This window comes from Sphingobium sp. SG1, from assembly GCF_057063145.1.
On record NZ_JBVVOJ010000026.1, the window covers coordinates 1 to 26,501 of the forward strand.

The 26,501-nt window shown below is 61.1% G+C and carries 20 protein-coding genes and 1 tRNA gene; 13 read left to right on the top strand and 8 right to left on the bottom strand.

The window, feature by feature from the left end; all coding sequences use genetic code 11:
* Positions 1-82 precede the first annotated feature (82 nt).
* Positions 83-1,480, top strand: coding sequence for a cation:proton antiporter (locus AC0KVN_RS25455; protein WP_483656567.1), 1,398 nt, complete (start codon positions 83-85; stop codon positions 1,478-1,480).
* A gap of 5 nt (positions 1,481-1,485) precedes the next feature.
* Positions 1,486-2,031 (top strand): nucleotidyltransferase family protein, encoded by a 546-nt coding sequence (locus tag AC0KVN_RS25460; protein ID WP_374551536.1) that lies wholly within the window; start codon positions 1,486-1,488, stop codon positions 2,029-2,031.
* Here the strand turns inward: AC0KVN_RS25460 and AC0KVN_RS25465 are convergent, their stop codons facing one another.
* From AC0KVN_RS25465 to yajC, 4 genes are read right to left on the bottom strand one after another with little or no spacing between them, the layout of a single operon-like run.
* Positions 2,032-2,433 carry an MTH938/NDUFAF3 family protein gene (locus AC0KVN_RS25465; RefSeq protein ID WP_483656568.1) on the bottom strand — a complete coding sequence of 134 codons (402 nt, stop codon included), beginning with the start codon at positions 2,431-2,433 and terminating at the stop codon, positions 2,032-2,034. It lies immediately after the preceding gene.
* Positions 2,430-3,413, bottom strand: a complete 984-nt coding sequence (secF, locus tag AC0KVN_RS25470) for a protein translocase subunit SecF (RefSeq protein WP_004208741.1) — start codon at positions 3,411-3,413, stop codon at positions 2,430-2,432. Before secF ends, AC0KVN_RS25465 begins: the two co-directional genes overlap by 4 nt.
* A 21-nt stretch (positions 3,414-3,434) precedes the next feature.
* The gene (secD, locus tag AC0KVN_RS25475) at positions 3,435-5,036 is read right to left on the bottom strand and encodes a protein translocase subunit SecD (protein WP_004208742.1); all 1,602 of its coding nucleotides are present in this window, start codon (positions 5,034-5,036) and stop codon (positions 3,435-3,437) included.
* Positions 5,037-5,043: 7 nt separating this feature from the next.
* Complete coding sequence (yajC, locus tag AC0KVN_RS25480) at positions 5,044-5,379, bottom strand: preprotein translocase subunit YajC (RefSeq protein WP_374551403.1); 336 nt, start codon at positions 5,377-5,379, stop codon at positions 5,044-5,046.
* Positions 5,380-5,623: 244 nt separating this feature from the next.
* Between yajC and AC0KVN_RS25485 the strand changes: the two genes are divergently transcribed.
* From AC0KVN_RS25485 to AC0KVN_RS25525, 9 genes are all read left to right on the top strand, one after another.
* Positions 5,624-5,700, top strand: a tRNA-Pro gene (locus AC0KVN_RS25485).
* 861 nt (positions 5,701-6,561) lie between these two features.
* A complete protein-coding gene (locus tag AC0KVN_RS25490) occupies positions 6,562-7,068 on the top strand; it encodes a 2Fe-2S iron-sulfur cluster-binding protein (RefSeq protein ID WP_483656545.1) in 507 nt (168 codons plus the stop codon).
* Entirely contained in the window at positions 7,065-8,048 is a 984-nt protein-coding gene (locus AC0KVN_RS25495) for an FAD binding domain-containing protein (protein ID WP_483656546.1), read from the top strand. Before AC0KVN_RS25490 ends, AC0KVN_RS25495 begins: the two co-directional genes overlap by 4 nt.
* Positions 8,045-10,378 (top strand): xanthine dehydrogenase family protein molybdopterin-binding subunit, encoded by a 2,334-nt coding sequence (locus tag AC0KVN_RS25500; protein ID WP_483656547.1) that lies wholly within the window; start codon positions 8,045-8,047, stop codon positions 10,376-10,378. The genes AC0KVN_RS25495 and AC0KVN_RS25500 overlap by 4 nt, the downstream gene beginning before the upstream one ends.
* 215 nt (positions 10,379-10,593) lie before the next feature.
* Positions 10,594-13,185, top strand: a complete 2,592-nt coding sequence (locus AC0KVN_RS25505) for an HWE histidine kinase domain-containing protein (protein WP_483656548.1) — start codon at positions 10,594-10,596, stop codon at positions 13,183-13,185.
* A gap of 116 nt (positions 13,186-13,301) precedes the next feature.
* The gene (locus AC0KVN_RS25510; RefSeq protein WP_483656549.1) at positions 13,302-14,771 is read left to right on the top strand and encodes a sensor histidine kinase; all 1,470 of its coding nucleotides are present in this window, start codon (positions 13,302-13,304) and stop codon (positions 14,769-14,771) included.
* 33 nt (positions 14,772-14,804) lie between these two features.
* Positions 14,805-15,098 (top strand): response regulator, encoded by a 294-nt coding sequence (locus AC0KVN_RS25515; protein ID WP_483656569.1) that lies wholly within the window; start codon positions 14,805-14,807, stop codon positions 15,096-15,098.
* Between the two features lie 424 nt (positions 15,099-15,522).
* Positions 15,523-17,871 (top strand): DUF3772 domain-containing protein, encoded by a 2,349-nt coding sequence (locus tag AC0KVN_RS25520; RefSeq protein WP_483656550.1) that lies wholly within the window; start codon positions 15,523-15,525, stop codon positions 17,869-17,871.
* Between the two features lie 498 nt (positions 17,872-18,369).
* Complete coding sequence (locus AC0KVN_RS25525; RefSeq protein WP_483656551.1) at positions 18,370-19,140, top strand: Crp/Fnr family transcriptional regulator; 771 nt, start codon at positions 18,370-18,372, stop codon at positions 19,138-19,140.
* Positions 19,141-19,458: 318 nt separating this feature from the next.
* Here AC0KVN_RS25525 and AC0KVN_RS25530 read toward each other — a convergent pair whose 3' ends face one another.
* Together AC0KVN_RS25530 and AC0KVN_RS25535 are read right to left on the bottom strand one after the other, a co-directional pair.
* Entirely contained in the window at positions 19,459-20,202 is a 744-nt protein-coding gene (locus AC0KVN_RS25530) for a Crp/Fnr family transcriptional regulator (protein ID WP_483656552.1), read from the bottom strand.
* A gap of 282 nt (positions 20,203-20,484) precedes the next feature.
* Positions 20,485-20,694 carry a hypothetical protein gene (locus tag AC0KVN_RS25535; RefSeq protein ID WP_483656553.1) on the bottom strand — a complete coding sequence of 70 codons (210 nt, stop codon included), beginning with the start codon at positions 20,692-20,694 and terminating at the stop codon, positions 20,485-20,487.
* Positions 20,695-20,850: 156 nt separating this feature from the next.
* Here AC0KVN_RS25535 and AC0KVN_RS25540 point away from each other — a divergent pair, with 156 nt between their 5' ends.
* Complete coding sequence (locus AC0KVN_RS25540) at positions 20,851-21,237, top strand: helix-turn-helix domain-containing protein (protein ID WP_483656554.1); 387 nt, start codon at positions 20,851-20,853, stop codon at positions 21,235-21,237.
* A 321-nt stretch (positions 21,238-21,558) separates the two neighbouring features.
* Here AC0KVN_RS25540 and AC0KVN_RS25545 read toward each other — a convergent pair whose 3' ends face one another.
* Complete coding sequence (locus AC0KVN_RS25545; protein WP_483656555.1) at positions 21,559-21,756, bottom strand: hypothetical protein; 198 nt, start codon at positions 21,754-21,756, stop codon at positions 21,559-21,561.
* 168 nt (positions 21,757-21,924) lie between these two features.
* On the opposite strand from AC0KVN_RS25545, the gene nhaA reads away from it, so the two are divergent.
* Complete coding sequence (nhaA, locus tag AC0KVN_RS25550) at positions 21,925-23,400, top strand: Na+/H+ antiporter NhaA (protein ID WP_483656556.1); 1,476 nt, start codon at positions 21,925-21,927, stop codon at positions 23,398-23,400.
* A 65-nt stretch (positions 23,401-23,465) separates the two neighbouring features.
* On the opposite strand, the gene AC0KVN_RS25555 is transcribed toward nhaA, so the two are convergent.
* The gene (locus AC0KVN_RS25555; RefSeq protein ID WP_483656557.1) at positions 23,466-26,291 is read right to left on the bottom strand and encodes a PAS domain-containing protein; all 2,826 of its coding nucleotides are present in this window, start codon (positions 26,289-26,291) and stop codon (positions 23,466-23,468) included.
* Between the last annotated feature and the right edge of the window lie 210 nt (positions 26,292-26,501).

Genomic DNA, 26,501 nt, shown 5'->3' on the forward strand with positions numbered 1-26,501 from the left:
CATTTCTGCCTCCGCCACAGCGTCGGCGAAGTGAATCAAATCTACCCCCCAAAGGCCAGCGTTTTTCGAGGCGTCCATCTTCCTGCCGCCGCTGCTGATGGACGGCGCCTGGTTCATTGCGCTGGGCCATCTGCGCCGCCACCTGATCGGCATCATGTCACTGGCGATCGGTGCGGTGATCTTCACCACGCTCGTCGTGGCGGCGGTCGCCCATGCCCTCATGCCGTCGCTGCCCTGGGCCGCCTGCGCCGCGCTGGGCGCGATCGTCTCGCCGCCCGATGCCATTGCCGCGCGCGCCGTGCTGCAACGCGTGCATCTCCCCCGCCGCCTGTCGGTCCTGCTGGAGGGCGAAAGCCTGTTCAACGACGCCAGCGGACTGGTTCTCTTCCGCTTCGCCATCGCCGCCGTCGCCACCGGCAGTTTCAGCGCGGTCGCCGGCCTCGAAAGCTTCATCCTGCTCGCCGTCGGCGGGCTGGTGGTCGGCGGCGCGATCGGCGCCATCTGGGTGCTGCTGGTCCGGCGGCTGGGCGACGATTATCTGATGATCGCCTCCTCCATGCTGGTGCCCTGGTCGGCCTATCTGCTGGGCGAAGCCTTCCATGTCTCCGGCGTCATCGCCACCGTGGCCGCCGGCCTCATCTGCGGCTGGTATCAGCATATCGTCTGGTCCGCCTCGGTGCGGATGCGCGGCACCGCCTTCTGGGCGGTGATGATCTTCCTCATGGAAGCGACCGTGTTCATGCTGATCGGCTCATCGCTGCGCGGCGTGGTTGACCGGGTCGGCGGCTTTGCCGTCGTGCTCGACAATATGGCGGTGCCCGTGCTGCTCATCCTGCTCGCCCTCACCGCCGCCCGCTTCGTCTGGGTGTTCGGCTCGGACGCCATCATCATGTTGCTGCGCGCGATGGGCCTGCGCCGTTACAGCCCGGTCGGCCCGCGCGGCGCCACCGTGCTCGGCTGGGCCGGCATGCGCGGCGTGGTGACGCTGGCGGTCGCACTCTCCGTGCCGGAGAGCGTTCCGGGACGCGACTTCCTGCTGGTAGCGGCCTTTGGCGTGATCCTCGGCACCGTCCTGATCCAGGGCACGACGCTTGGCCTGCTGATCCGCTGGGCGGGCCTCTCCGACCCGATTCATGATCGCCCCCGCCTCAGCATGAGCGATGCCGAAGCCGCCATCGCCAGGGTCCAGGCCGTGCGCGTCGAACAGCTCGCCTATGATGCGGCGGGTGAACTCATCCACCCGCAACTGCTCGAACGCTATCAGCGCCGCGCCGTCCTCTCGAAAAATTATGCCGGGCAGGAAGAACAGTTCGCCGACCGGCTCCACGCCCATTTCGATCTGGTGCTGGAGGCAATCGCCGCCGGCCGCGCCGAACTGCTGCGCCTGCACCGCGCCGGCGACATTGATGAACATGTGCTGCAGGAACTGGAACGTGACCTCGACCTGGAGGAACTGACCGCCTGGTCAATGAAGTCGTGACCGCGATGGAAGCCCGGTTGCGCGACCTGCTGAACGCCGACCCCTGGCGCATGGCCATCCTGCATCTGCTCCGCTCGCTCGACCTGCCCGATGGCTGGGTCGCCGCCGGCTTCGTGCGCGATGCGGTCTGGGACCATCTCCACGGCCACGCCCCGTCGATCCCCGTCGGCGATATCGACATCATCTGGTTCGATCCCGCCCGGACCGATCCTGCGCTCGACCGGCAGATCGAGCAGCAACTGGCCGCACTGCGCCCGGACGTCGACTGGTCGGTCAAGAATCAGGCGCGGATGCACCTGCGCAATCGGGACGCACCCTATGCCGATGCCGCTGATGCGATGCGCCACTGGACCGAAACGGCGACCGCCATCGGCGTCCGTCTGACGCCCGACGACCGGCTGGAGGTCAACGCCCCCTTCGGTCTGGATGATCTGTTCGGCTTGCGGCTGGTGCCCGGCCCGGCCTTTCTCGGCGCCAGGCGGACGATCTTCGATGAACGGGTGCGCGCCAAGCAATGGCTGGCGCGCTATCCCCTACTACAGCTTGGCTGATCAGAGCGGCAGCAGCGCACCCACGATCCAGCGTTCCTCGGCGCGCAGTACGCCCCAGGCACGGGCAGCGGCGCGGCTGTCCATCGCCTCGACGCCGATGCCGCGCGCTTCCAGTTCCCGCACGAAGGCGCGGGGCGGCTGTTGCAACCCGCTGCCGGTGCCCAGCAGCAGGAATTCGGGCTTCAGCTCCAGATGGTCGAACAAATCGCCCAGCGCCGCGACGCTCATCGCCGACACCACCGGCGCCTGCATCCAGGCCAATGCCCGGACCGGGCTGAGCAACAGCCCGTCCGGGAAGACATCGTCCTTCACCCGGAAGCCCCGGCCCTGAAAGCCGGTGACGATCGGACCCTGGCCGCTATCGTCGCGGCGCAGTTCGATTCCGGTGTGACGGTCGCTCAGGGCTGGGCTCCGTCGCGCGGACCCATGCGCTCGGCCTGGGCGGCGATGCCGCCCTTCTTCGCCTTCTTCTCGGACGTCTGCGGGCTCAGGCCCAGCGTGATCAGCAGCGAGGAGGAGACATAGACCGACGAATAGGTGCCGACGATGATGCCCAGCATCATGGCCGCGGTGAAGCCGCGCAGCACATGGCCGCCCAGCAGCAGCAGCGCGCCCAGCGCCAGCAGGATGGTGACCGAGGTCATGACCGTGCGCGGCAGCGTCTCGTTGACCGACAGGTCGATCAGCGACTTCATGTCCATCTTGCGGTATTTGCGCATATTCTCGCGGATACGGTCGTCGATCACCATCTTGTCGTTGATCGAATAGCCCACGATGGTCAGCACGGCGGCGATGATGTTGAGGTCGAACTCCAACTGGGTGACCGCGAAGAAGCCCAGCGTCATCAGCACGTCGTGGACGATCGCGACGAAGGTCGACACGCCGAACTGCCATTCGTAGCGGAACCAGGAGAAGATCGCGATGCCGATGATCGCCAGCACGACCGCCAGCACGCCATTCTGGATCAGTTCGCCCGACACCTTGCCCGACACCGTGTCATAGCGCGAGAAGGTGACGCCGGGGAACTGTGCCTCCATCGCCTTGCGGGTCTTTTCTACCACCGCATTGGCCGCGCCGGCGCCGCCCTGCTCGGGCAGCGGCAGGCGGATCTGCACCGTCTTGGGATCGCCGAACTGCTGCAGCGAGCTTTCGCCCACGCGCAGCCCCGCGATCGTGTCGCGGACCTTGTCGGTCTCGACCGCCTGCGGGAACTTCGCCTCGATCATCAGGCCGCCGACAAAGTCGACGCCCAGGTTCAGGCCCTTGTAGAAGGTCGCGCCGACCGCCAGCACGGTCAGCAGCAGCGTCAGGCCAAAGGCCCAGTGGCGCAGCTTGACGAAGCCGATATTGGTGTTGTCGGGGACGAGCTTGAGAAGTTTCATGGGTTGTTCCTCCCGCCCCTCTTAAATGTGGATGTCCGTGGGACGGGTGCGACGCACCCAGCCCGAGACGAGAACGCGCGTGAAGGTCACGGCGGTGAACACGCTGGTCGCGATACCGATCAGCAGCACGATGGCGAAGCCCTTGACCGGGCCGGAGCCCAGCGCGAGCATGATGCCACCGGCGATCGCGTGGGTCACGTTCGCTTCGAAGATGGTGCGGCTGGCTTCCTTGTAGCCAAATTCGATCGCCTGCACGACCCCGCGCCCGCGTCGCCGCTCTTCGCGGATACGCTCATAGATCAGCACGTTCGCGTCGACCGCGGTGCCGATGGTCAGCACGAAGCCGGCAATGCCCGGCAGGGTCAGCGTCGCGCCCAATATGCCCATCACGCCCAGGATCACCAGCACGTTGATGGCCACGGCCAGGTTCGCATACATGCCGAACCGGCCATAGCTCACGAACATGAAGGCAGCGACGGCGACGACCGCGACGATCGATGCGACCAGGCCGGCGCGGATCGAATCGGCGCCCAGGCCCGGACCGACGGTACGTTCCTCGACCACGACGAAGTTGACCGGCAGCTTGCCCGACCGCAGCGCGATCGCCAGCTGGTTGGCGCCCTCGACGGTGAAGCTGCCCGAAATCGTCGCCGACCCGCCCAGGATCGGCTCATTGATGTTCGGCGCCGACAGCACCTTGCCATCCAGGATGATGGCGAAGGGGCGGTTGACATTCTGCGACGTCACCTTGGCGAACTTATTGCCGCCCGATCCGTTGAAGCGGATGGTGACATTGGGTTCGTTGGTCTGCTGGTCATAGGTCTGCTGCGCGTCGGTCAGTTCCTCGCCCGACACCATCACCTGGCGGTGGACCGCGATCATCGGCGGCCCGGCCGGATTGGTCGGATAGGGCAGGACTTCGCTGCCCACCGGCGCGCGGCCCTGGGCCACCTCGCTCGGATTGGCGCTCATGTCGACCAGCTTGAATTCCAGCTTCGCGGTCTGACCCAGCAGCGCTTTCAGCGCCTTGGGATCCTGCAGGCCCGGCACCTGAACGACGATGCGGTTGGCGCCCTGCTGCTGGATGGTCGGCTCGCGCGTGCCCATTTCGTCGATGCGCTTGCGGATGACTTCGGTCGCGACCTGCATCGCGCTCTTGACCGCATTGTCGATTCCCGCCTGGGTCGGCGTGATGACGATGGTGGAGCTGTTGACCACCTCGACATTGAAGTCGCGCTGGCCGGTCAGGCCCGCCCCCTGGGTCAGCGGGCGGATGCGCTCGACGGCGGCATCCACTTCGCTGGGGTTGCGGACCATGAAGCTGAGCTTCCCGTCACGGCTGGAGATATCGCCGATCGCGATCTTCGTCTCGCCCCGGCGCAGTTCCGTGCGGACCTGCTCCTCCATATTGGCGAGCCGCTGCTTGGCCACATCCTGGGTCGACGCTTCCAGCAGCAGATGGCTGCCGCCGGCAAGGTCGAGGCCCAGATTGACCCGCGTCTGCATGAAGGGGGGCAGCTTCGCCACCGTCGAATCGGGCAGGAAGCTCGGGACGGCGCAGAAGATGCCGATGATCAGCGGCAACAGGATGCCGGCGATGGCCCAGCGCGAGAAGTTCAGCATGGTTGGATCAGTCGTTCGCGGGCTTGGCGGTGGTCGGGTCGATCACGTCGGCCAGGGTCGACTTGACCGCCTTGACCTTCATGTTCGGCGCCAGCTCGATATCGACATAGATGTCGTCGACGCGCGCGACCTTGCCGACCAGGCCACCGCCGGTCACGACCTGATCGCCCTTCTTCACGGCGTCGATCTTGCCCTTATGCTCCTTCATCTTCTTCTGCTGCGGACGGATCAGCAGGAAGTAGAAGACGACGAAGATGAGGACCAGCGGTGCCATCTGCACCAGGACACCGGCGCCGGAGGCTTGCCCGCCCGCGGTCTGGGCAAAGGCTGGAGTAATGAACATGGTGGGACTTTCGCCTTGTTTTTCGGTCTCCCCAACCCGCAGGGCGCGGGCATGGGATCAAGCGCGGGCGGCTAACACAGATGGCCGGGGCAAGGCAACATGCTTGGCTTTTCGCGCCCGGAATGACGGGCTTTGAAAGCATCGGGCAGCGGGCGGGAAAGCCGGTCATTTGCACGCCCCGCAAAAAGCCTGCATCGAATCCCTTGCAACTTCCAATTCATCCCTCTATTGGGCGCCCTCCGGTCGGGACGTAGCGCAGCCTGGTAGCGCATCACACTGGGGGTGTGGGGGTCGGAGGTTCGAATCCTCTCGTCCCGACCAAGGAAAACCGCCGTTTCTTGCCAAGTGTAAGGAACGGCATTTTCGCTTCAGCAATCACATAGCAAGCACCGCGGGCAATTCCGCGAGTGCGAGCGGTGACGCCCTGTGAAGTGGGCGCAGTTGCCTTCCCCGATGGAGTCGGCGAGTCAGTTCGCGAATGTCATCGATCGAGGCGGCTGGATCGCGCAGCGTTGCGGTGAACTAAGCAAGGCCCGTCATCGCATTGCCCTCGGGCCGCGCCTCGGCCCTCATATAGGCGTCTCCTTTGCGCACCGTCACATAATGCCAGGGGCTGGCCTGTTTCTGCCAGAAATCGGCTGGATCAGATTTCCTGTTGTCGGGCTAGGTCGCCGCCTCTGCGAGATCCTCCGCGGTCAGGAGAACCTGGACATTGGCGCGGGTCGGGCCGCTCAGGTTGCGGTCGGCGATGGCGCCGGTCGCCCGGTGGCCGATCAGTCCTTAGGCGAGAGCGGGCGAAGTCATCGAGATAAGAACGGCGGTCCGGATCAGCTTACGCATGAGCGCACCATCAGCGCTTGTCCGCGCACGATCCAGCAATTCGATGCATCATTAGATCTGAGGCAACGCCCCTTAAAATAGGCAGATCAGGCAGACGAATCCGGGAATAATCTGGCTCTCAGCTTATACGCCGTCTTCTTGAATCTGGGCGTCCCGCCGCACGCCTCTGCTTCCAGAAAAGCGGCGCGACCGAACCGATTATCGCTTGCGCAGGCGGCCGTTTCCAGCGTTACCGGGCGGAGTTCGATCGGCAATATCATCTGAAAAAGGAGATGATGGGCCCGAAACCTCCACCCGCGCATTTCTATCATGTTTACGCACCCGACTGTGGGGAGGTGATGGATGAGCATCCTTATAAATGGCGCCGTGGCCGAGGGTCCTAAAGACCCCCGCATTTCTCTCCTCGACTTCCTGCGGGAGCATCTGGGTCTCACCGGATCGAAGAAAGGCTGCAATCAAGGTGCATGTGGCGCCTGCACCGTGCTGGCCAATGGGGAGCGGATTCTGTCCTGTCTCGCGCTTGCCGCTCAATATGAGGGGCAGGAGATTACAACAATCGAAGGCTTGGGCAGCGCCGACAATCTGCACCTTCTGCAGCAAGCCTTTGTCGAGCATGACGGCTTCCAATGCGGCTATTGTACACCGGGACAGATATGCTCTGCGGTCGGAATGGCCGCCGAGTTGAAACGCGGTGTCCCCAGCCATGTAACGCAAGCGCTCGACAGCCGCAGCATCGCAATCACGCGCGACGAGGTACGCGAGCGGATGAGCGGCAACCTGTGCCGCTGCGGCGCGCATAATGGCATTGTCGACGCAATCCTGGAGAGTTTTGCGGAGGTCGCCCAATGACCCCCTTTACCTATCATCGCGCCACCACGGCCGACGAGGCGCTTCGACAGGCCGGCGGCGGGGTCCGCTATCTTGGCGGAGGAACCAACCTCGTCGATCTCATGCGGGAAAATATCGAGCGTCCCTCGGCATTGATCGATGTGACAGGCCTGCGCACGGACATTGTAGAACAGTCTGATGGCAGCATCCTGATCGGCGCCGCGGCGCGCAACACGGCGGTGGCAGAACATCGTGCCATCCGCGAACGATACCCACTTCTTTCACGCGCGATCGTCGCCGGTGCCAGCGCCCAAATCCGCAATATGGCGACCGTCGCCGGCAACGTCCTTCAGCGCACCCGATGCCTCTATTTCTATGATCAGGATGGCACGCAATGTAACAAACGCATCCCAGGAACCGGGTGCGATGCAATTGGGGGCTTCACCAGAAATCATGCGATCCTTGGCGCGTCCGATGATTGTATCGCCACCCATCCATCGGACATGTGCGTGGCATTGGCTGCGCTCGATGCCATTGTTCATCTGCTGGGTCCGAACGGGGAACGCCAGATCGCGTTTGCTGACGTTCATCGCTTGCCCGGCGATCGCCCGGATATCGACACCAATTTGCATGAGGGCGAACTCATCACCGCCATCGAACTGCCAGCAGCCTCACCCACCGCGCGCTCGACCTACCGCAAGGTCCGCGATCGGGCGAGCTATGCTTTTGCGCTCGTTTCGGTCGCAGCTGTGCTCGATGTGGAACAGGGACATGTGCGGGACGTCCGGCTCGCGCTCGGTGGCGTTGCCCACAAGCCATGGCGTGCGGAAAGGGCGGAAGCGCTTTTGCGTGGGTCACCCGCAACGATAGATGCCTTCACAAAGGCTGCGTCGGAGGAACTGGCCCAGGCCCGACCGCTCCGGGACAACGGCTTCAAGGTCGAGCTAGCGCGGCGGACGATGACCGCGGTGCTTACGCAGTTGATGGAGGACATGGCATGAGCCTGATCGATAGCGGCAAGGCATTGGCGCAAGGCCTGATGCAGGGTGCGATGGCCAAGGTCGTGGCACTTGCACCCGACAGCTGGATTCCGGGCGGCGAACCTGATCCGCTCATCCGCCACCAGCATGGCCATGTCGGCAAGCCCGTGTCACGCATCGACGGCCCGCTTAAAGTATCAGGCGCAGCCCTATTCGCAGCAGAATTTCCTCTGGAGGACATGGTCTATGCCGCCATCGTCTATAGCAGGATCGCGAAAGGCCGGATCACCTCGCTAGATGTCCAGGCGGCGGAGACAGCGCCCGGCGTCGTGCTCGTGATGACCTACCGCAATGCCCCGAGGTTGAAGCCCGCGCCTTTGTTCATGAGCGATCCCAAGGCCGCAGCTGGCGACAGCATTCCCGTGCTGCAGGATGAGAAAATCTACTGGAATGGTCAGCCGATTGCCATTGTGCTTGCTGACACGCAGGAGCAGGCAGACCATGCCGCCGCCCTGGTCGATGTGAAATATGCAGCAGAGCCGGCGGAAACCGACTTCCACGCGGCGATCGCCAAGGGGACGACCCAGTCGCAGTTCATGGGCCAGCCCCTGCATGACGAGGTGGGCGATGCGCAGGGGGCATTCGAACAGGCCGCCGTCAAGGTCGACGCGGCCTATTCGACGCCGCGCCACAATCACAACCCCATCGAGCTTCATGCCGTCACGCTAGCGTGGCAGGGTGACATGTTACGCATCCATGATGCGCAGCAGGCCGTCGCACATTCGGCCTGGACGCTGGGGCAGGTGTTCGACTTGCCAGCCGACAAGGTGGTCATCACCTCGCCCTATGTCGGCGGCGGTTTCGGCAGCAAAACTTTGTGGCAGCATCAGATCGTCGCAGCGGCAGCGGCGAAACTCGCCGAGCGACCTGTGCGACTGATGCTGACGCGCGAAGGCGTCTATCGGATGGTGGGTGGTCGCTCACCGACCGAGCAGCGCGTTGCCCTCGGCGCAGACGCGCAGGGGAAGCTCACCGCACTCATTCATCGCGGTGTAACCGCCAAGACATCGCACAATGTCATGCCCGAGCCATTCATTCTCCCGACGCGCAGCGCCTACGCCGCGGAGAATATCCTGTTGGACGTCCAGCATGTCGAGATCGACATGACCAGCAACACCTTCATGCGCGCGCCCGGCGAGGCGGTCGGCACCTTTGCGCTTGAATGCGCGATGGACGAACTTGCAGAGAAGCTCGGAATCGACCCGATCGAACTGCGCTTGCGCAACGAGCCGGAGAAGGATCCGATATCCGGCCTGCCCTTCTCAGCCCGGCATATTGACCAGGCATGGCGCGACGGGGCCGAGCGTTTCGGCTGGAGCGCGCGCAACCCGATGCCCCGGATGCAGCAGGAAGGCGAATGGCTGGTCGGCATGGGATGCGCCACCGCGACCTATCCCTATTACCGCATGCCCGGCGGTGCTGCCCGTATCACCCTGTCTCGCGACAGCCAGGCAATAATTGACATCGCCGCCCATGAAATGGGCATGGGTACCGCCACTGCCCAGACGCAGGTGGCAGCCGAGCGACTTGGCCTGCCGATGGAGCAAATTCGCTTCAATTATGGCGACTCTACCCTGCCCGGTCTGGTCCTTGCAGGCGGGTCGCAACAGACGGCATCAATCGGAGCCTCCGTGATCGCGGCCTATAACAAGCTGGTTGTGGAACTACTGGCGCTGGCCGGGAACGATTCCCCTCTCGCTGGCCTCAAACATTCAGAGGTGGGGAGCCGGGATGGCGGCCTTGCCAGCCTGGAAGATCCATCGCGGTATGAAAGCTATGCTTCCATCCTCTCGCGCGCCCAGCGCGACGCCGTCGTCATCGAAGCCGAGCCGCCCATGCCGCTTGAGACGATGCACTGGTCGATGCACAGTCATGGCGCCATGTTCTGCGAAGTGCGGGTCAACATGGTTACGGGCGAACCGCGCGTCTCCCGCTTCCTGGGATCGTTTGACTGCGGTCGCATCCTCAACCCCAAGACCGCGGCAAGCCAGTTCAGGGGCGGCATCATCATGGGGCTGGGCCTCGCGCTGATGGAAGAGGCACAGTTTGACGAGCGGAGCGGACGGATCATGAACCCCAGCCTCGCCGAATATCATGTGCCTGTGCATATGGACGTTCCCGAAATCGACGTTATCTGGACCGACGTTCCAGATCCCCACACACCCATGGGCGCGCGGGGCGTCGGCGAAATTGGTATCACCGGCACGGGCGCCGCAGTCGCAAACGCGATCTACAATGCGACTGGAAGGCGTGTGCGCGATTTGCCGATAACCCTCGACAAATTAATCTAAGTTAAGATTGTGTCAGATCGCCTGGGATTTTATGATAGGGTAATTGCGTCACAGACGACGGCCGGATTATCGGCTCGCAGGGGATTTATGACCGCAATAACCCGCCATCACTGATCTCGATCAAGGTGAAACGCCGCCCCCGGTGTCTGGCAGCATTGCGAAACCAAATTGAGCTGGACAGAGTTAAGGATGCGCCCGATGGGCGAACCGGGCGCATGCCCGATCTTCGCACTTTCAAAGACCTTGGGGACAGCGTGGCGGATTTTGACAAGACCGATCTGACGAACTGTGATCGTGAGCCAATCCATCTTCTCGGCGCGATCCAGCAGCCCGGCTTCCTGATCGCGGTCAGCACTGATTGGATCATTGCCCGGGTATCCGCAAACATCCGCGATCTTCTGGGCTCCGATCCGGAGGCGCTGATTGGTGCGCCGCTGCCAGACTATGTTCCCGCGACCTTCCTGCATGACCTGCGCAATCGTATTTCCCTGCTGGCTGAGCCCGATATGGTTGAGCGTCTGTTCGCCTGCCAGATCGGCACATCTGGCCAGCCTTACGATGTGGCAGTCCACTTCTCGAACGGTCAGATCGTCATCGAAGCGGAACCCGGCTCGGCGGCAGGTGGCGATGCCACCAACGCGGTTCGCGGGATGATGTCACGGCTCGACCGCACGAAAGACATGACGGCGTTCTTCCGCGAGGGCGCCCGGCAGGTGCGCGCTCTGCTTGGTTATGATCGGGTCATGGTCTATAAATTTGCAGCCTCCGGCGCCGGTGCGGTCGTCGCCGAGGCGAGTAAAACAGGCATCGGCAGCTTTCTGGGGCTGAACTATCCGGCCAGCGACATCCCCCGCCAGGCGCGCGAGCTCTACAAGCGCAACCTCGTCCGGGTGATACGCGATGTGGACGCGCAGCCGGTGCCCGTCGTCCCCGAGATTGATCGGTCGGGTAAGCGCCTTGATCTGTCGCTCTCGATCCTGCGATCGGTTTCGCCAATTCATATCGAGTATTTGAAGAACATGGGAGTGGCAGCCTCCCTGTCGATCTCGATCGTGGTCGACGACAAGCTCTGGGGGCTGTTCGCCTGTCACCATTATTCGCCGCGCTCGCCGACGTTCGAACGCCGTTCGGTGTGTGAGCTGTTCGCGGAAATGTTCGCAATGCGCCTCGAATCGCGCGAACGTCGCCAGGTTGCCGAATATGAGGAGCGCGCTCGCAACATCTCTGATCAGCTGCTTGGTGCGGTGGCATCGGACGAGACGCTGCTGCAGGATCCCGATTGGCTTGGAGACATTCTGACGAGCGCAATCCCCGCTGACGGCGTCGGCGTCTGGATCAACGGCAACTACGCCTTCTCCGGTGTCACCCCGCCGACGGAAGAGTTTCGACGCATCGTCAGGGCATTGAACGGGCTGGCCGCTGGCCGTGTCTTCACCACCGATACAATCGGCAGCCTTGTCGATGGTGCTGATGAATATGCCGAGCAGGCCGCTGGCCTCCTTGCGATCCCGATTTCTCGCTCACCTCGCGACTATGTCATGCTGTTCCGAAAAGAACTCAAGCAGTCGGTCCGTTGGGCGGGCGATCCCCATAAGCCAATTGAATATGGCCCCAATGGCCCTCGTCTCACCCCGCGCGAAAGTTTCGCTGAATGGAAAGAGACGGTGGAAGGGCATGCCGAGCCGTTCACGAAATCCGAGTTGCGTGTCGCGGAAACTCTGCGCGCGACCCTGATCGAGGTTGTGTTGCGTCTGGCCGATGAGGCGGCCGCCGAACGGCGTCAGTCGACCGCGCGTCAGGAAATGCTGATTGCAGAGCTTAATCATCGTGTGCGCAATATTCTCGGCGTGATCCGTGGTTTGATCCGGCAGTCTCAGCCCGACAGTCCCGAAGTGAAAGAATTTGTCCGTCTCGTTGATGGCCGGATTCATGCGCTGGCGCGGGCGCATAACCAGATCACCGATGACCATTGGGGGCCGGCACCGCTCGGCGCTTTGATCGATGCCGAAGCGGCGGCTTTTGCCGCCGACCGGCAAAGTGCGATCATTGCCAATGGCACACCGACGCTCCTCAATCCCCAGGCCTATTCGACTATGGCTCTGGTGGTCCATGAACTCGTCACCAACTCCACGAAATATGGCAGCCTGTCCGGAACGGGCGAAGTGCATATCGACTGGTCGCGCGATCATAAGGGCGACCTACGGTTTGTGTGGAAGGAAAGCGGCGGTCCAACCGTCCAGGCACCCAAGCGGAAGGGTTTTGGAACCACCATCATCAAACGCTCGGTCCCATACGATTTGGGTGGTCAGGCAAACATTGAATACGCCTCAGAGGGTGTGCGCGCCGAGTTTCTCATTCCTTCCCGGCACGTCTCCGACGCTCGCAAGGTTGATGGTCCCACGATCCACATCCAGCGCCCGAACATGTCGAGTCAGCACCCTGTCGACACCGGGGTGGCCGGCCAGAAATCAGTGCTGCTGGTTGAGGACAGCCTCATCATCGCGCTGGATGCCGAAGACATCCTCAATCGCTTTGGCGCTTCTGTATCCACCGCGTCCACCGCAGAGGCGGCCCACGACCTGCTTGATGAGGCCCGCTTCGACTTCGCGATCCTCGACATCAACCTGGGCGATCAGACAAGTTTCGGGATCGCCGACAGGCTGCAAGAGCAAGGCGTCCCCTATTTCTTCGCGTCAGGCTATGGAGAGCAGGCAAGCCTTCCCATGGAGCACAGGTCGGCCATGGTCGTGCAAAAGCCATACACCACGCATAATGTGGCAAAGGCTGTGCAGGAGCTGTTCGACTGATCCGAACCAGCTTGTCCTGGAGGCGCGCAGACCTCCGGGATGAAGGAACTTCCTGAGAGACAGCGACTTTTGCCCCTTAAGTGCGTCGAGGCATGTCGCTCATGGGGACTCATAGAATGTCGATCTTACAGCAAGGTACGCAGGCGCTGCCGATTGGCGCCGCCGCCGATCTCAGCAAGGGCAACCTCTCCGACATCGATTTGCTGCACAGCATCAGCGTCGCCCTTATAGGCGAGCAAGACCGTTTTGAACTCTACGGTAAGATTGTTGAGGCGGCTGTGGCCATTACAGGTTCGCAGTTCGGCACGATGCAACTTCTTTGCCCAACAGACGATCCTTCGGGCCATGGCGGAGAACTCCAGCTTCTCGCGCATCGCGGCCTGCCGTCCGAGGCGGTTGGTTTCTGGCAATGGGTAAACCCGCGCGCCTATAGTAGCTGTACGCTGGCTCTGAAATTCGGCCAGCGCGCGATCATTCCTGACTTCGAAGAATGGGAAGATATCGCTGGCACACCGGATCTGGCGGCATTTCGCAAAACCGGAATTCGATCGGCTCAGACCACCCCACTGCTGTCGCGGACCGGCAAGTTGCTTGGGATGATCTCGACGCATTGGGACAGGCCGCATCAACCAACCGATCGCGACCTTCGAATGCTCGACATCGTCGCGCGTCAGGCCGCCGATCTTCTCGAGCGGACGATCGCAGAAGAAACGCTGCGCCAGCTCAATGAGACGTTGGAGCTTAGGGTCGAGGAGCGCTCGCGCGAACTCATGGCGTCGGAAGACCAGGTTCGACAGCTTCAGAAGATGGAAGCGATCGGCCAGCTGACCGGTGGGGTCGCACATGACTTCAACAACCTGCTCACGATCATTCGTTCATCGGCGGAACTGCTCGGCCGTCGAGAGCTGCCGCGTGACAAGCAGAAGAAATATATCGACGCAATTGCGGAGACAGCCGATAGGGCTGCCAAACTCACCGGCCAGCTCCTCGCGTTCGCGCGACGACAGGCATTGCGTCCGGAAATCTTCAATGCCTCGGCAAAGGTTGAGAGCGTGGCTGACATGCTCCGCACCGTTGTCGGCGCCCGCGTGGCGCTCGAGGTCGAAGCCATCTGCACATCTTGCTTCGTGGAGGTAGACGCTTCGCAGTTCGAAACGGCGCTGATCAACATGGCTGTCAACGCACGCGATGCCATGGATGGCGAGGGCCGCATCGTGCTCGCAATTGAAGCGGCCGGCTCGGTTCCTGCGCGACGAGGGCATGCTGCAGCCAAGGGCGACTTCGTAAAGGTCTCTGTCACTGATACCGGCTCTGGCATTCCCACAGAGCAGCTCGAGCATATCTTCGAACCCTTCTTCACGACCAAGGAAGTGGGAAAAGGCACGGGACTGGGTCTAAGCCAGGTGTATGGATTCACGAAGCAGTCGGGCGGAGAGATCGACGTCATCAGCAATACGGGTAAAGGCACGACGTTCAGCCTGTACCTTCCGCGCACATCAGCTCCTGACGATAAGCGCGACATCACTCTGTCCCACGCCGTGATTGCAACCGAAGCCAGCATCCTGATCGTTGAGGATAATGAGTAGGTCGGCGAGTTCGCGTCGCACTTGTTGGCCGACATGGGGTTCACCACACGGCGCGTTTCCAATGCCCGCGAAGCGCTACTCGTCCTGGAAAGCGATCATGCTGACATCGACATCGTCTTCACCGACGTCATCATGCCTGGCATCGACGGGGTCGAGCTGGGACGAAAAGTGCGTTCTCGCTGGCCGGAGCTGACGGTTGTTTTGACAAGCGGTTACAGCCATGTCCTCGCTGATGATACGCGCCATGGCTTCACCTTGCTCCACAAGCCTTACTCCGTCGATGAACTCTCGCGCATCCTTCGTAGAGCCCGTGAGCGCAATTGCTGAGCTGCTGCGGCGGACCCGATCATGGGACATTTTGCTCGGTCCGGCCTTAAGCGACCGTCCGAGATTTGCAGACGTTCCGAACCAGTTCAATGGCGGCTTCAGGTCGTGCATGCTGGGGTCCTTCTCCCTCGGGATTTCGCTGTTTGTTCTCGTTCCAACCGGATTCAACTGATGCGATGAGCAGCGTTTAGGGCGCAGACCCGCTGCACAGGTTTGCAAGTCTGCATGTCAAGCTCGGGACACGCTTTTTCTGCAGTACAGCCAGCGGGCTTCATGGCGCAGCGCCCGACTTGATTTCCGTTTGCGTGCTGTGGACCTGAACCATCGCCGACCATAGAGAGGGCGGTAACGTCGCGCAGAAAATGGGTGGTCCTTGGTTAGAAACGATCAGGCAATTGATCCGATCCGGCATATGCATGCCCTGATGATGGCCATGCTTCTGGTCCTGAGCCTCGGCCTAGCCAGGCCGGCTTGGGCGCAGGCGGCTTCGGCGACTGATCCGGCCGCCCGGCTGGCGGAAGCGGAAAAGGATGTGCGCTCGGTCGACCAGAGCCTCGACACGCGCATGGATGCCGATGATCGCAAGTTGCTGCTGGCAAAAGTACTGGCCGCCAAGACGGTCGCGTCAGGCGCAGCCGTCGACTTGCAGGATCAACTGGCCCTGCTCGATGCCAAGCTGACGGGGCTGGGCACCGTCGCGGCGGGCAGCAGCGAAGCGCCCGACATCAAGCGGCAGCGTGCGGCCCTGACGCGGCAGCGGTCCGCGATCGATTCGGCGATCAAGCGCGGCAATCTGATTGGTGTCGAGGCGCAGCAACTGGCCGACGAGATCGAACGGAGCGAGGCGGAACAGTTTAGCGAAAAAATCACGACCCGCTCGCCATCGCCCTTGTCGCCCGGCTTCTGGTCCGGGCTTGGCCATGCCTTTTCCCGCGACTGGCGGCGCGTAGCCGCTTTTCTGGAGATAGGCCAGGAACAGGCCGCAGAGGCGCTGCGCAGTCATCGGCCATGGCATGCGCTGGCGGGCCTGCTGCTGGGCCTGCTGATCCTCGGGCCAGGACAGGTCGCCGCGCGGCATATGGGGCAGCACATGCTGACCGAGGGCGTGCCGGGGCGGCGGGTGCGGCGCTCCACCTATGCGCTGTGGCGGGTGGCGGTCGGCACTTTTGCGCCGTTGCTGGCGGCGCTTTCGATCGCACAGGGATTGCGCTGGTCCGGACTGGTTGCGGATCGGTGGGAGCCTTTACTGGGCGCGTTCGTGGGCGGCTGCGCCTTTAGCGGCTTCACCTTCTCCGTGCTCGGTGCGCTGTTGATGCGTAGCCGGCCATCCTGGCGGATTGCGGCGATCAGCGACAATGGCGCGACCAGACTGCGGCCCTATACTTTTCTGCTGGCGCTGCTCGCGTTCCTCGGCGTGATCTATGCGCAATTCAATGCGTCCGTCGGCGTAAGCAAGGCGGCGCAGGAAGCGACGCAGGCGGTCTTCGCCCTGCTCCACATCTTGCTGGTGAGCGCCGTCCTCATCACCGTGGCGCGTCTGCGGACAGCCAAGATGGAGACCGAGGCCCCCGATCGTAATGAGAGCGTCAGCGGCCCTATGAGCCTGATCGCGTGGATCGTCGTCGCGGTGGCGACGATCGCTCTGCTGCTCGGCTATTTCAGCCTCAGCCTCTTCCTGCTGCAGATGGTGAGTTGGGCAACGGTGCTGGGATCAGCGGTTTATCTGCTGATGGCAGCGATCGACGATCTGGCTACGACCATATTCGACCGCTCCAGCCGCTTCGGCATGGCGTTAGTCCGCAGCCTTGGCCTGCGCGGGAGCGCGGTCGAGCAGTTCGGCGTCCTGTTGTCGGGGCTGTTGCGGCTGGCGGTGCTGCTAATGGGCTTCTCTTTGCTATTGTCGCCATTTGGCGCGGGCAACGTCGCCAGCCTGTTCAGCCGTCTCGGCGCGTTGGCAGAGGGCTTCGAGATCGGCGGCGTTGCGGTCTCGCCCGGCGCCATCCTGCGCGGCATATTGGTGCTGCTGATCGGTCTGGCGCTGGTGCGAGGCTTCATGCGCTGGCTAGAGCGACGCTATCTGCCGGTCACCGACCTTGATGGCAGTGGTCGCAATTCCGTCAGTCTGGTCGCGCGCTATGTCGGCATTGCATTGGCGGTGATCTGGGGGCTGGCCTCACTCGGGATCGGGATAGAACGCATCGCTATCCTGCTGTCGGCCTTGTCCGTTGGCATCGGTTTTGGTCTTCAGGCTATCACACAGAATTTCGTGTCCGGGCTGATCCTGCTTGCCGAACGGCCGATCAAGATCGGCGATCTGGTTCGCGTTGGCCAGGATGAGGGGGATGTGAAGCGGATCAGCGTGCGATCGACCGAAATCGAGCTACCCGACCATTCGACCCTCATCGTGCCCAATTCAGAACTCATCACCAAGACGGTGCTCAACAAGACGCTGGCCAGCCCGCTCGGCCGGATGCAGATTCAGTTTTCGGTGCCGATCGAAACGGATGCGGACAAGGTGCGGGACATTGTGCTGGCGACCTATGCTGACGAGCCGGCGGTGCTCGCCGAGCCCGCCTATTCCCTATTCATAGATTCGATCGCGGACGGTCGCATCTTCTTTAACAGCTTCGCCCATGTCGCCAGCCCGCGGGCGGCATATGGCGCCCGCAGCAATGTCTTCACCGTCCTGCTGCGCCGGTTCCGCGAGGAAGGGATTGAGATCGGCACTGTGGCCCAGCGCATGGAACTGATCAATACGGGACACCTGAACTGAGGCTCGGTCACTGACCTTGATCAGCAGATTTCGATCACAAGAGGGCTGTCCCGACAATGCCGTGTCGCCGGAGCTCGATGCGGCTTCGAGCGTCCAATTCGGTTCGAAATAGGGCGATGGCGGAAGCGGAAACGATGTGTACCGCCTCGGCCACGTAAAAGCATGGATGCCTCACTCCAAAGCACAAGTTCGTTGATACGCGCGTTCTGCCGGCGGGAAGGCATGGCGTCCCTGTTAAATGTCATACACAGCAAGATTGAGCGATTCCAGTTCAGCATTTTGACCGTAGCGGGCGCTCGGCAGCCAAACTGGCTTACTTCTCACAAGACAGTTTTCACTAGGTAATGAGAAAATTATTGGCCGGAAAATACTGCCGAACTCATAGCACGGCGGGGGGTAGCTTGAAATGACCACGATTCATCGACCTCTCCACGCAATATTCCGGACTGCGGCGTAGGACATGTAGAGCGGGAGGAAATGAGATCGCATGGAGTCGCTGTGAGCCCACACGTCATCCGCAAACTTGAATTGGTCGAGCCGCTGGCCGGGGTTGAGAAGGAGATGATCCTGTCGGCCTGCAGCGATATTCGTTCGGTACCGCGCAGAAGGGACATTATTTCGGACGGTGCATCGCCCGAATTTCTACATCTCGTCGTCGAGGGTTGGGCTGCTCGCTATAAAATTCTGAAAGATGGTTCACGGCGGATCACTGCCTTTATGCTTCCAGGCGATTTTTGCGATCTGCACGCCACACTACTGGATGCGATGGACCACGCCATTGTGGCCGTGACCGATTGCCGGATCGCCTATGTAGCCAACGAAGAAATAGACCGCATCACTCGAATGTCGGCCACGCTCGCGCGCGCCTTCTGGAGGGCTACCTTGGTGGACGAAGCCATTTTGAGGCAATGGCTGGTCAATAGCGGCCGGCGCAATGCCTTCGAGGCCGTGGCCCATCTCCTGTGCGAACTGCACTTTCGATCAAGACTAATTGGCCTTGGTAGCGACCGCCTCGCATTGCCGCTAACTCAGGAAGATCTCGCCGATGCCAGCGGGCTCACCCCCGTGCATGTTAACCGTATGCTGCAACGCATGCGCAAGGAAGGCCTGATCGAAATGGCCAACGGCCAGCTCTTCGTGCCGGATGTTAAAGCGCTGCGCCAAAGGTGCGGCTTCGAGCCGGACTATTTCCATTTGAAGATTTCCGACGACTATCCCTCTGATCGTCCGGAGCATCTGAGCGGTGCGACGATGGAATTTTTGACATAAGCTGACGTTCTGACCGCGCGAGGAATCACGTGCGAATGACGATGGCGATGTCACCGCTCTGGTCGAGCGGTTTGACGATATTGTCTCGCCCATGCGCTCGAAGATGATATCCACTCTGGTAACTAGTATCGTCGGGAGCCAATGCAGAGTTGTCGAGGATCGACGTTATCGGTTCGCGAAAATGATCCGGCGCGCAGGACCGTTGAAGCTCAGCCCAAGCTGGACTGAATCAGCGCCAGTGGCGTGGCGACCGGCCAAGCCTGACATGGGAGATGCAGTCGCCCCCGAATTGGCGGCGCACGCTCCATTGGATGTCTATCACGCACCTGATGACGGACTCCCGAGCCGGACCCATGCATCATGATGGGCGAAGCGTGGCGGAATATTCGCGGTCATTTTCTGCAGCCCCTCAACATCGATGAGCCTGACCACCGCCTTGCGTCGCTCGAGTAATCCGCTGCTATCCAGTCGCTTTAGGGTCCGATTGACATGCACAGCAGTCAAACCGAGCAACTCGCCCAATTGTTGCTGTGTGAGGGGTACCTCGAAGCGGTTTTCCTTGGCCAAGCCTGATAAATTCGCCCGGTCATACAGATCAAGCAAAAATGCGACCATCCGCTCAAGCGCGGAGGTCGCGCCCAGCCAGGACAATTTCTGCATGAGCGCCACCCGTTCCTTCTGGGTGCTGAGAAACAGACCCGTAGCAAGACGCGGATTTTCCATCAGCAACTTACCGATGGCGGCATTAGGGATAGGGCAGATAATCGCATCCGTGAGGGCTTCCAGCGTCTCGCCGGCGTGGACGAGGGAAAGGCTGGGGAAGCCGAGCATATCGCCGGGCAGATGCACTTTGACAATCTGTCGACGGCCGTCGCGCAGCATCACCGAGGAGCCGACCCACCCTTTTAGAAGGAAGAAGACGCCGGCAACCTGATCGCCTTCTCGCCGGATGATATGATGTCGCTTTACGGACCGCTTGCTGCTCGTCCACCCTTCTGCGATCCGAATTTCTTCAGGCGTGAGAGGCACGAATTCTTCAAGGCGATGATAAGGTGGCAGCATGATCTCTCCGAAGGTCCGGAGTGTCCATCCGCCATTCGCTAACCCAGCGCACTTACAAGGATCAGTCAAAAGCCGGCATTTTTTTACTGAAAGTTCAATGCGACTGATCCAGTTTAGCCAACCCGACTTGCACGCCTTCGGCGCGCAATTATTCCCATCCGGCCACATATCCGCTGCGCTCTGATTTCGATCGATAAGAGAGACATCGCCCCTCGTTCTGATAGATGCTGGTGTTCCGGCCCCATCCGCGGCGCGCATTGATGAGGTCATGATCCAGCATGATCAGGACCTTTCTTGAAATTGGCGCCACCAGGGCATTTCCCCCCGCATATGGCCTTCGTCCTGTGTGAAATGGTCCATGATATCTTTCATTTGGTCAGCGCATGCGCGCACCAGTACCCAACTTGGATCACTCATATTCTTTCCAGCAAGGTCCCGTAGAAGGGCGATCTCCTCCGCCATCAGCGTCAGTGCTTCGACATCATCACGCATCCGAAATTCCTGGCCTTTCCCCGCTCCTCTCATTGGCTTCAAACTCGACGCGGCGAAGAAATATCCGCGATCTCGATCTCCTGCTACGCTGGAAACGGGATCATTTGCGCAACGATCCATTTCTGGGCAAAGGAGAAAAGCGGTGAGGCGGACGCATTGGCCCAAGACATTGACGATTATCCGCCATGGCCAGAGTGTAATCATCTCGCGCGCGATGCTGCCATGCAGGCTGATATCGAACGCGTAGATTTGTCGTATCGCTATGCCGACATAGCGGTTACGCCCCCTCTGACATTGCCGCTTACTCAGGAAGATCTCGCCGATGCGAGCGAGCTGACCCCGGTGCACGTCAACCGCATGCTTCAGCGTATGCGAAAGGAGGGCCTGATCGAAATGGCGAACGGCCAGCTCTTCGTGCCGGATGTTGGCGCTCTGCGCCAACGCTGCGGTTTCGAGCCGGACTATTTTCACTTGAAGATATCGAACGACTACCCGTCTGACCGTCCCGAGCATTTTACCGACGCACCAATTGAATTCATGTGACAAGCTGCCCCGGTGAAGGCATGCGGAATCAAGACCGGCAGACGATGGTGGCGTCGACGCTGTGGTGGAACGGTTTGACGGTTGCCTTGCCGACGCGCTCTGGTCTCATATCGACTTTTGGCGCTTCCAGGCTGCAACGCCCGAATAGCCAGCAAAGAATATCGCGGGAATTGCGCGCTCGGCAATTACACCACGAACCATCCCCGTCGATTTCGGTTATGTCGATCCATAGATTATCATCGATCGCAAGTCGCCACCTGTCTTCGAAATGAGCCCACTGCATCTTCAATCATTTGCCAGGACTTTTCGACAACCGCCGAATTATTTCTCTTCTTTTTCAGAAATTAGCCGTCGGCGGCGCAGTTCGATAAGAGCACCCTGCTGCCGCGGGGTTGGAAAATCCCTGTCTGCCATGTTCGCAATTTCCAGAAAAAGTTCTTCATCACTGGAAAAAATGGCTTCTGCTTCCGCGAAAACATAATCCTGTGCGTAATATTTCCGTCTACCGTCTTTTACCAATTTACCTTCTCTCTGCACCTGAAAGCAGAGCGCGCATAGTTTTTTGGAGTTCGACCGTTCAATAACATTAGTTAGTCTGAAGCGCTGAATTTCAGATGTTTGGCAATTTCGGCTGATATGCCTCGCACATGCCCACCGCGCGCGGAAACCTGCCCATAGGCTGGAGATGTGGACCGTGATTGCGGCCGGAAATTGGTGCAGGCCGCGCATGAGCGATCAAAGGAACCTATCGCCGACGCCCTGCGCTTGCCTTTGATGGCCATTACCTCGCGTCAGAAGGGTGCATCAGAAGCTCGCGCCCACCACAGTCCAGCTAACGCGGCCTTTCTGGACCGTCTTGCGCCATTCTTCGCGGGCAGTGAGGTGACCGGCGGACCATTGCTCGTCGCCACATTCGTTGCGCTTCTCTGCGTCAACCTGCCCATAAGCGGTGCCTATGAGCGGTTCTGGGACACGCCGCTGGTCATGTCCTTCGGCGAAGCGAAGGTCAGCCACAGCTTGGCAGAATGGATCGACCATGCGCTCTTGCCGCTGTTCTTCATCGTGATTGGCGTGGACGTGAAGCGGGAACTGACCATCGGCGCTCTCACAAGATGGCGGACGGCCGCTTTCCCGATCGTCGGAGCGCTCGGCGGCCTCGTCGTTCCAGTCCTGCTGTTCCTGGCAGTCGCCGGCGGAACTGAGGCTGCGCGGGGGTGGGGCATCGTGATCACCATGGACACGGCCTTCGGCCTGTCAGTCATTGCATTATTCTCCACCCGCCTGCCGGCAGGGGTTCGTGCCCTGTTCCTCGCTTTCGCTGCCATCGACGACATCGGTGGGCTCCTGGCGATTGCTTTTGGCTACTCCGACCAATTCGCATGGGAGGGAGCGGTTTTGGCGGGACTTGCGATTGCCCTCATCATCCTTCTGCGTCGGCTCCGCTGGGTGGCGTCCGTCCCCTACGTGCTCCTGGCCGCGCTGGTCTGGATCGGCATCTTCCAGTCGGGTGTGCATGCGACCATCGCTGGCGTGCTCATCGGCTTTCTGGTTCCAGTCCGCCCGCGACTTGATAGGTCTGATTTTGCTGTTTCAGTGCAGCACCGGGTGGACCAGTTCCAGGAGGCGCACGAGCGGGCGCGGGTGACTGAGGATGAACATGAGGCTGAGATCGCGCAGGGTCGGGCGGAGGATCGGCTGGGATTTCTGCACGAAATGACCGGGGCAACAGACAAGTCGGGCGAGCGTCTCATCCTCACGCTGACGCCTTGGATCAGCTATGTCGTTCTGCCCCTATTCGCGCTTTCGAACATCCGCATAAGGCTATCCATGGATCTTCTCACCGCGGCCGCTACGTCGACCCTGGCTCTGGCAATCGTGATTGGATTGACGGTGGGAAAGCCGCTCGGCTTCCTCACGTTCAGCTGGATCGCGGCGCGATGTGGACTGGTGCGGCTGCCCGAGGGCGTCGACTGGCGCATGATAGCGGGAATAGGCTGCCTCGCCGGCATCGGGTTCACTATATCCCTCTTCATCGCAGGGCTCGCCTTTCCCGGAGGCGAGCAGCTGGACAAGGCATCCCTTGCAGTGCTGGTCTCCTCGATCCTGTCGGGTGCCATCGGCATGATGGCACTGGCAACGATCCCGCACGCCTCGAAGTCATGACACGATGCGCGTTCGCGTTTTGCAGGTTGGACGCCCTCGACAGGTCGGATCGACGTCAAAACACTCTAGCCGGCATCTTCCTCGATTGCGCGTCTCACCGCTGATGCCAGCTCCTCGACCGTGAATGGCTTGCCGATGAGATGCACACCCGGGTCCAGGACACCGTTATGCACGACAGCGTTTCGGGTATAGCCGGTCGTGAACAGAATCTTGAGGCCGGGACGCCGCTTGCGTGCCGCGTCCGCCAGCTTGCGGCCATTGACCTCAGGCATGACGACATCAGTGAACATCAGCGTGATATCCGGGTGCGCGTCGATCAGCTTGAGAGCCGCCGCCGCCCCGTCGGCCTCTAATACGCGATATCCCAGCTCGCTGAGTGCATCGAACGAGAATTGCCGCACACCCGGCTCATCCTCGACGAGGAGGATCAATTCCTGGCTCTCCCCTCGCGGCAATGCTTTGTCCATCGCGACGCCTGCCACTTCTTCGACCGCGCCCAGGAGGCGGGGAAGATACACTTTGACCGTCGTTCCTTCACCAACCTCCGAATAGATTCTCACGTGACCGCCAGACTGTTTGACGAACCCATAGACCTGGCTGAGGCCAAGGCCAGTGCCTCGCCCGACCTCCTTCGTGGTGAAAAATGGATCGAACGCCCGGGCAATGACCTCCTGAGGCATTCCACTGCCGGTGTCGCTCACCGCGATCATCACATATTGCCCGGCCGGAACACCGATAAGCTCCTCGGCATAGCGCGAATCGAGGTGACAATTCGCGGTTTCGATCGTCAGCTTGCCTCCCCCGGCCATGGCATCGCGGGCGTTGACGGCGAGATTGAGAATCACGTTTTCGAGCTGATTAGGATCAGCAAAGGCCCGCCACAGGCCGCCCGCGAGCACCGTTTCAGGCTGAATGTCGGGTAGCGTGTGGCGCAGCATATCGGACATACCGGCAACCAGCTTGTTCGCGTCGATCGACTCGGGCTTGAGGGGCTGCTGTCGCGAGAAGGCGAGCAGGCGCTGGGTGAGCTGAGCCGCCCGGCGCGCGCCATCCATTGCCGAATCGACATAGCGCCGCGCCCTGGGGTCATTATCGCCCAGCCGTCGGGTCAAAAGATCGAGCGAGCCAACAACAACGGCAAGCATATTGTTGAAGTCATGCGCGATGCCGCCCGTGAGCTGACCGACGGACTCCATCTTCTGGCTCTGGCGTAGCGCATCTTCAGCTTTCGTGCGCTCGGCCACTTCCTGCGCGACCCGCAACTCGAGCCGTTCATTGAGTTCGTGCAATAATGCTTCATCAGCCTTGCGGGCAGTCACGTCGATCGCGACGCCGACAACACGGACGCAGCGGACATCATCGAAAACGCCCCGCCCTTTAGCTGCGACCCAGCGAATGATGCCGTCTTCCTTGCCGACGGTGCGATATTCAACGTCATAAAGCGCGCGCTGACCGGGATCGGTGGCAGCCGCGAAGGCCGCTGTGGTCGCGTCGAGGTCATCGGGGTGAAGCCCCGCATAGAAGTCCCGCATCGAGACCGGCACGTCCGGCGAAATGCCGAACATGGCTTTGGTCCGCGCCGGCCAGATCAGCACATCCTGGACAAGATCAACGTCCCACAGGCCGATATCAGCTGCCTCCGTCGCAAGGCGAAGCCGTTCTTCGCTTGCCGCAAGCGCGGCCTCGGCGGCTTTACGCTCAGTCAGATCGAGCATCGCACCGATCATGCGCACCGGCGCACCATCGTCGCTGCGCAGCACAGTCCCGCGATCGAGCACGAACGCATGGCTCCCGTCAGCCCGACGGAAACGATATTCGTCGGTCCAGCTTGAGCCGCCATGATCGATTACGGCATGAATGCTCTCATCGATCCGAGCGCGATCGTCAGGATGAATATGATCGAGCCACCACTGCGCGCTTGTCTGCTCATGCACATGACCAAAGCGTGTCCCTAACGCTTCGTTCCAGATGACGTGACCGTCGGCAAAGCGCCAATCCCAGATGACGTCGCTTGTCGCTCCGATGGCAAGCCGGTAACGCTCTTCGATCTCCCGATGACTGGCTTCGATCGCCTTGCGCTCGGTGATGTCGAGCGACGTGCCGACAAGGCCAACGACCTCGCCGCCCACATCCCTGAGAGGTGACTTGGTAGACAACCAGATCGCGCGTCGACCATCGGGGAAATCCACATTTTCTTCGACTTGCTCCGAGCGACCGCTGACCATGATCCGCTGGTCGGTCGCCATGATCGCGGCGGCCTGCTGCTTGTCCTCAAGTAGCTCGAGATCGGTGCGGCCAATATAATCCTGCGGAACTTTGCCGACCAGCTCGCTTGTGCCGTGATTGCCGATCATGAGCCGACCGTCGCGGTCCTTCGCATAGACGACGCCTGGCATTGCATCGGCGAAGTTCGTCAGCAGCGCCCGAGCGCTGTCGCGCTCTGCCTCCAGCCGACGCCGGTCGCCCACATCGATAAGAACCCCCGGAAAGCTTATCGGCGCGCCGCTTTCATCATGAACGACATGCCCTTTCGCCTCGATCCAGTGATACTGACCATCGGCGCGCAATACGCGATATTGATGTGCATAGCGGCCACCCTTGTCGAGCGCGTCTTCGATGGCACGCTGCAGACCGGAGCGGTCATCGGGATGGACCGTCGTAACAATCTTCTCGAGAGTGAGACCATCGCGTCCCGTCGCAGGATCGAGGCCGAAAGCCTCTGCAAAGGCCTCATCAACTGTAAAGCGGTCTGCGGACACATCCCAGAACCAGGTGCCGACGATTGCGCCTGCTGCAAGAGCTAGCTTCAGCCGGTCACCATCAAGGCGCGCGCGTGCGACCATGGCCTGCAATTCGTCGAGCGTAGGTGCGTCACTTTCGATCGGATCCAATGCCTTATGCTCCTGATGCCCCTCACCCTATATATTCTGGCGATGCGCCCTTCCAGACCTGTCAGCAGTAACAACGCCATGCCGAACCCTTTTTGAGAGCACAGCATTGGTCCATATTTGGTGAGGCCGATGAGAGATAGAGCCCGCTTCTGCCCTTGAATGTTTCATGCGACCGCCGCGATCAATATCATGCGATCGCTCGACCAAATG

Coding starts and splice junctions, on each gene's coding strand:
- yajC (WP_374551403.1), bottom strand. CDS start 5,379: ATGTTCATTACTCCAGCCTTTGCCCAGACCGCGGGCGGGCAAGCCTCC.
- AC0KVN_RS25460 (WP_374551536.1), top strand. CDS start 1,486: ATGGAAGCCCGGTTGCGCGACCTGCTGAACGCCGACCCCTGGCGCATG.
- AC0KVN_RS25510 (WP_483656549.1), top strand. CDS start 13,302: ATGTCGATCTTACAGCAAGGTACGCAGGCGCTGCCGATTGGCGCCGCC.
- AC0KVN_RS25535 (WP_483656553.1), bottom strand. CDS start 20,694: ATGCGTGATGATGTCGAAGCACTGACGCTGATGGCGGAGGAGATCGCC.
- AC0KVN_RS25505 (WP_483656548.1), top strand. CDS start 10,594: ATGCCCGATCTTCGCACTTTCAAAGACCTTGGGGACAGCGTGGCGGAT.
- secD (WP_004208742.1), bottom strand. CDS start 5,036: ATGCTGAACTTCTCGCGCTGGGCCATCGCCGGCATCCTGTTGCCGCTG.
- AC0KVN_RS25530 (WP_483656552.1), bottom strand. CDS start 20,202: ATGCTGCCACCTTATCATCGCCTTGAAGAATTCGTGCCTCTCACGCCT.
- AC0KVN_RS25515 (WP_483656569.1), top strand. CDS start 14,805: ATGGGGTTCACCACACGGCGCGTTTCCAATGCCCGCGAAGCGCTACTC.
- AC0KVN_RS25495 (WP_483656546.1), top strand. CDS start 7,065: ATGACCCCCTTTACCTATCATCGCGCCACCACGGCCGACGAGGCGCTT.
- AC0KVN_RS25500 (WP_483656547.1), top strand. CDS start 8,045: ATGAGCCTGATCGATAGCGGCAAGGCATTGGCGCAAGGCCTGATGCAG.
- AC0KVN_RS25490 (WP_483656545.1), top strand. CDS start 6,562: ATGAGCATCCTTATAAATGGCGCCGTGGCCGAGGGTCCTAAAGACCCC.
- secF (WP_004208741.1), bottom strand. CDS start 3,413: ATGAAACTTCTCAAGCTCGTCCCCGACAACACCAATATCGGCTTCGTC.
- AC0KVN_RS25520 (WP_483656550.1), top strand. CDS start 15,523: ATGATGGCCATGCTTCTGGTCCTGAGCCTCGGCCTAGCCAGGCCGGCT.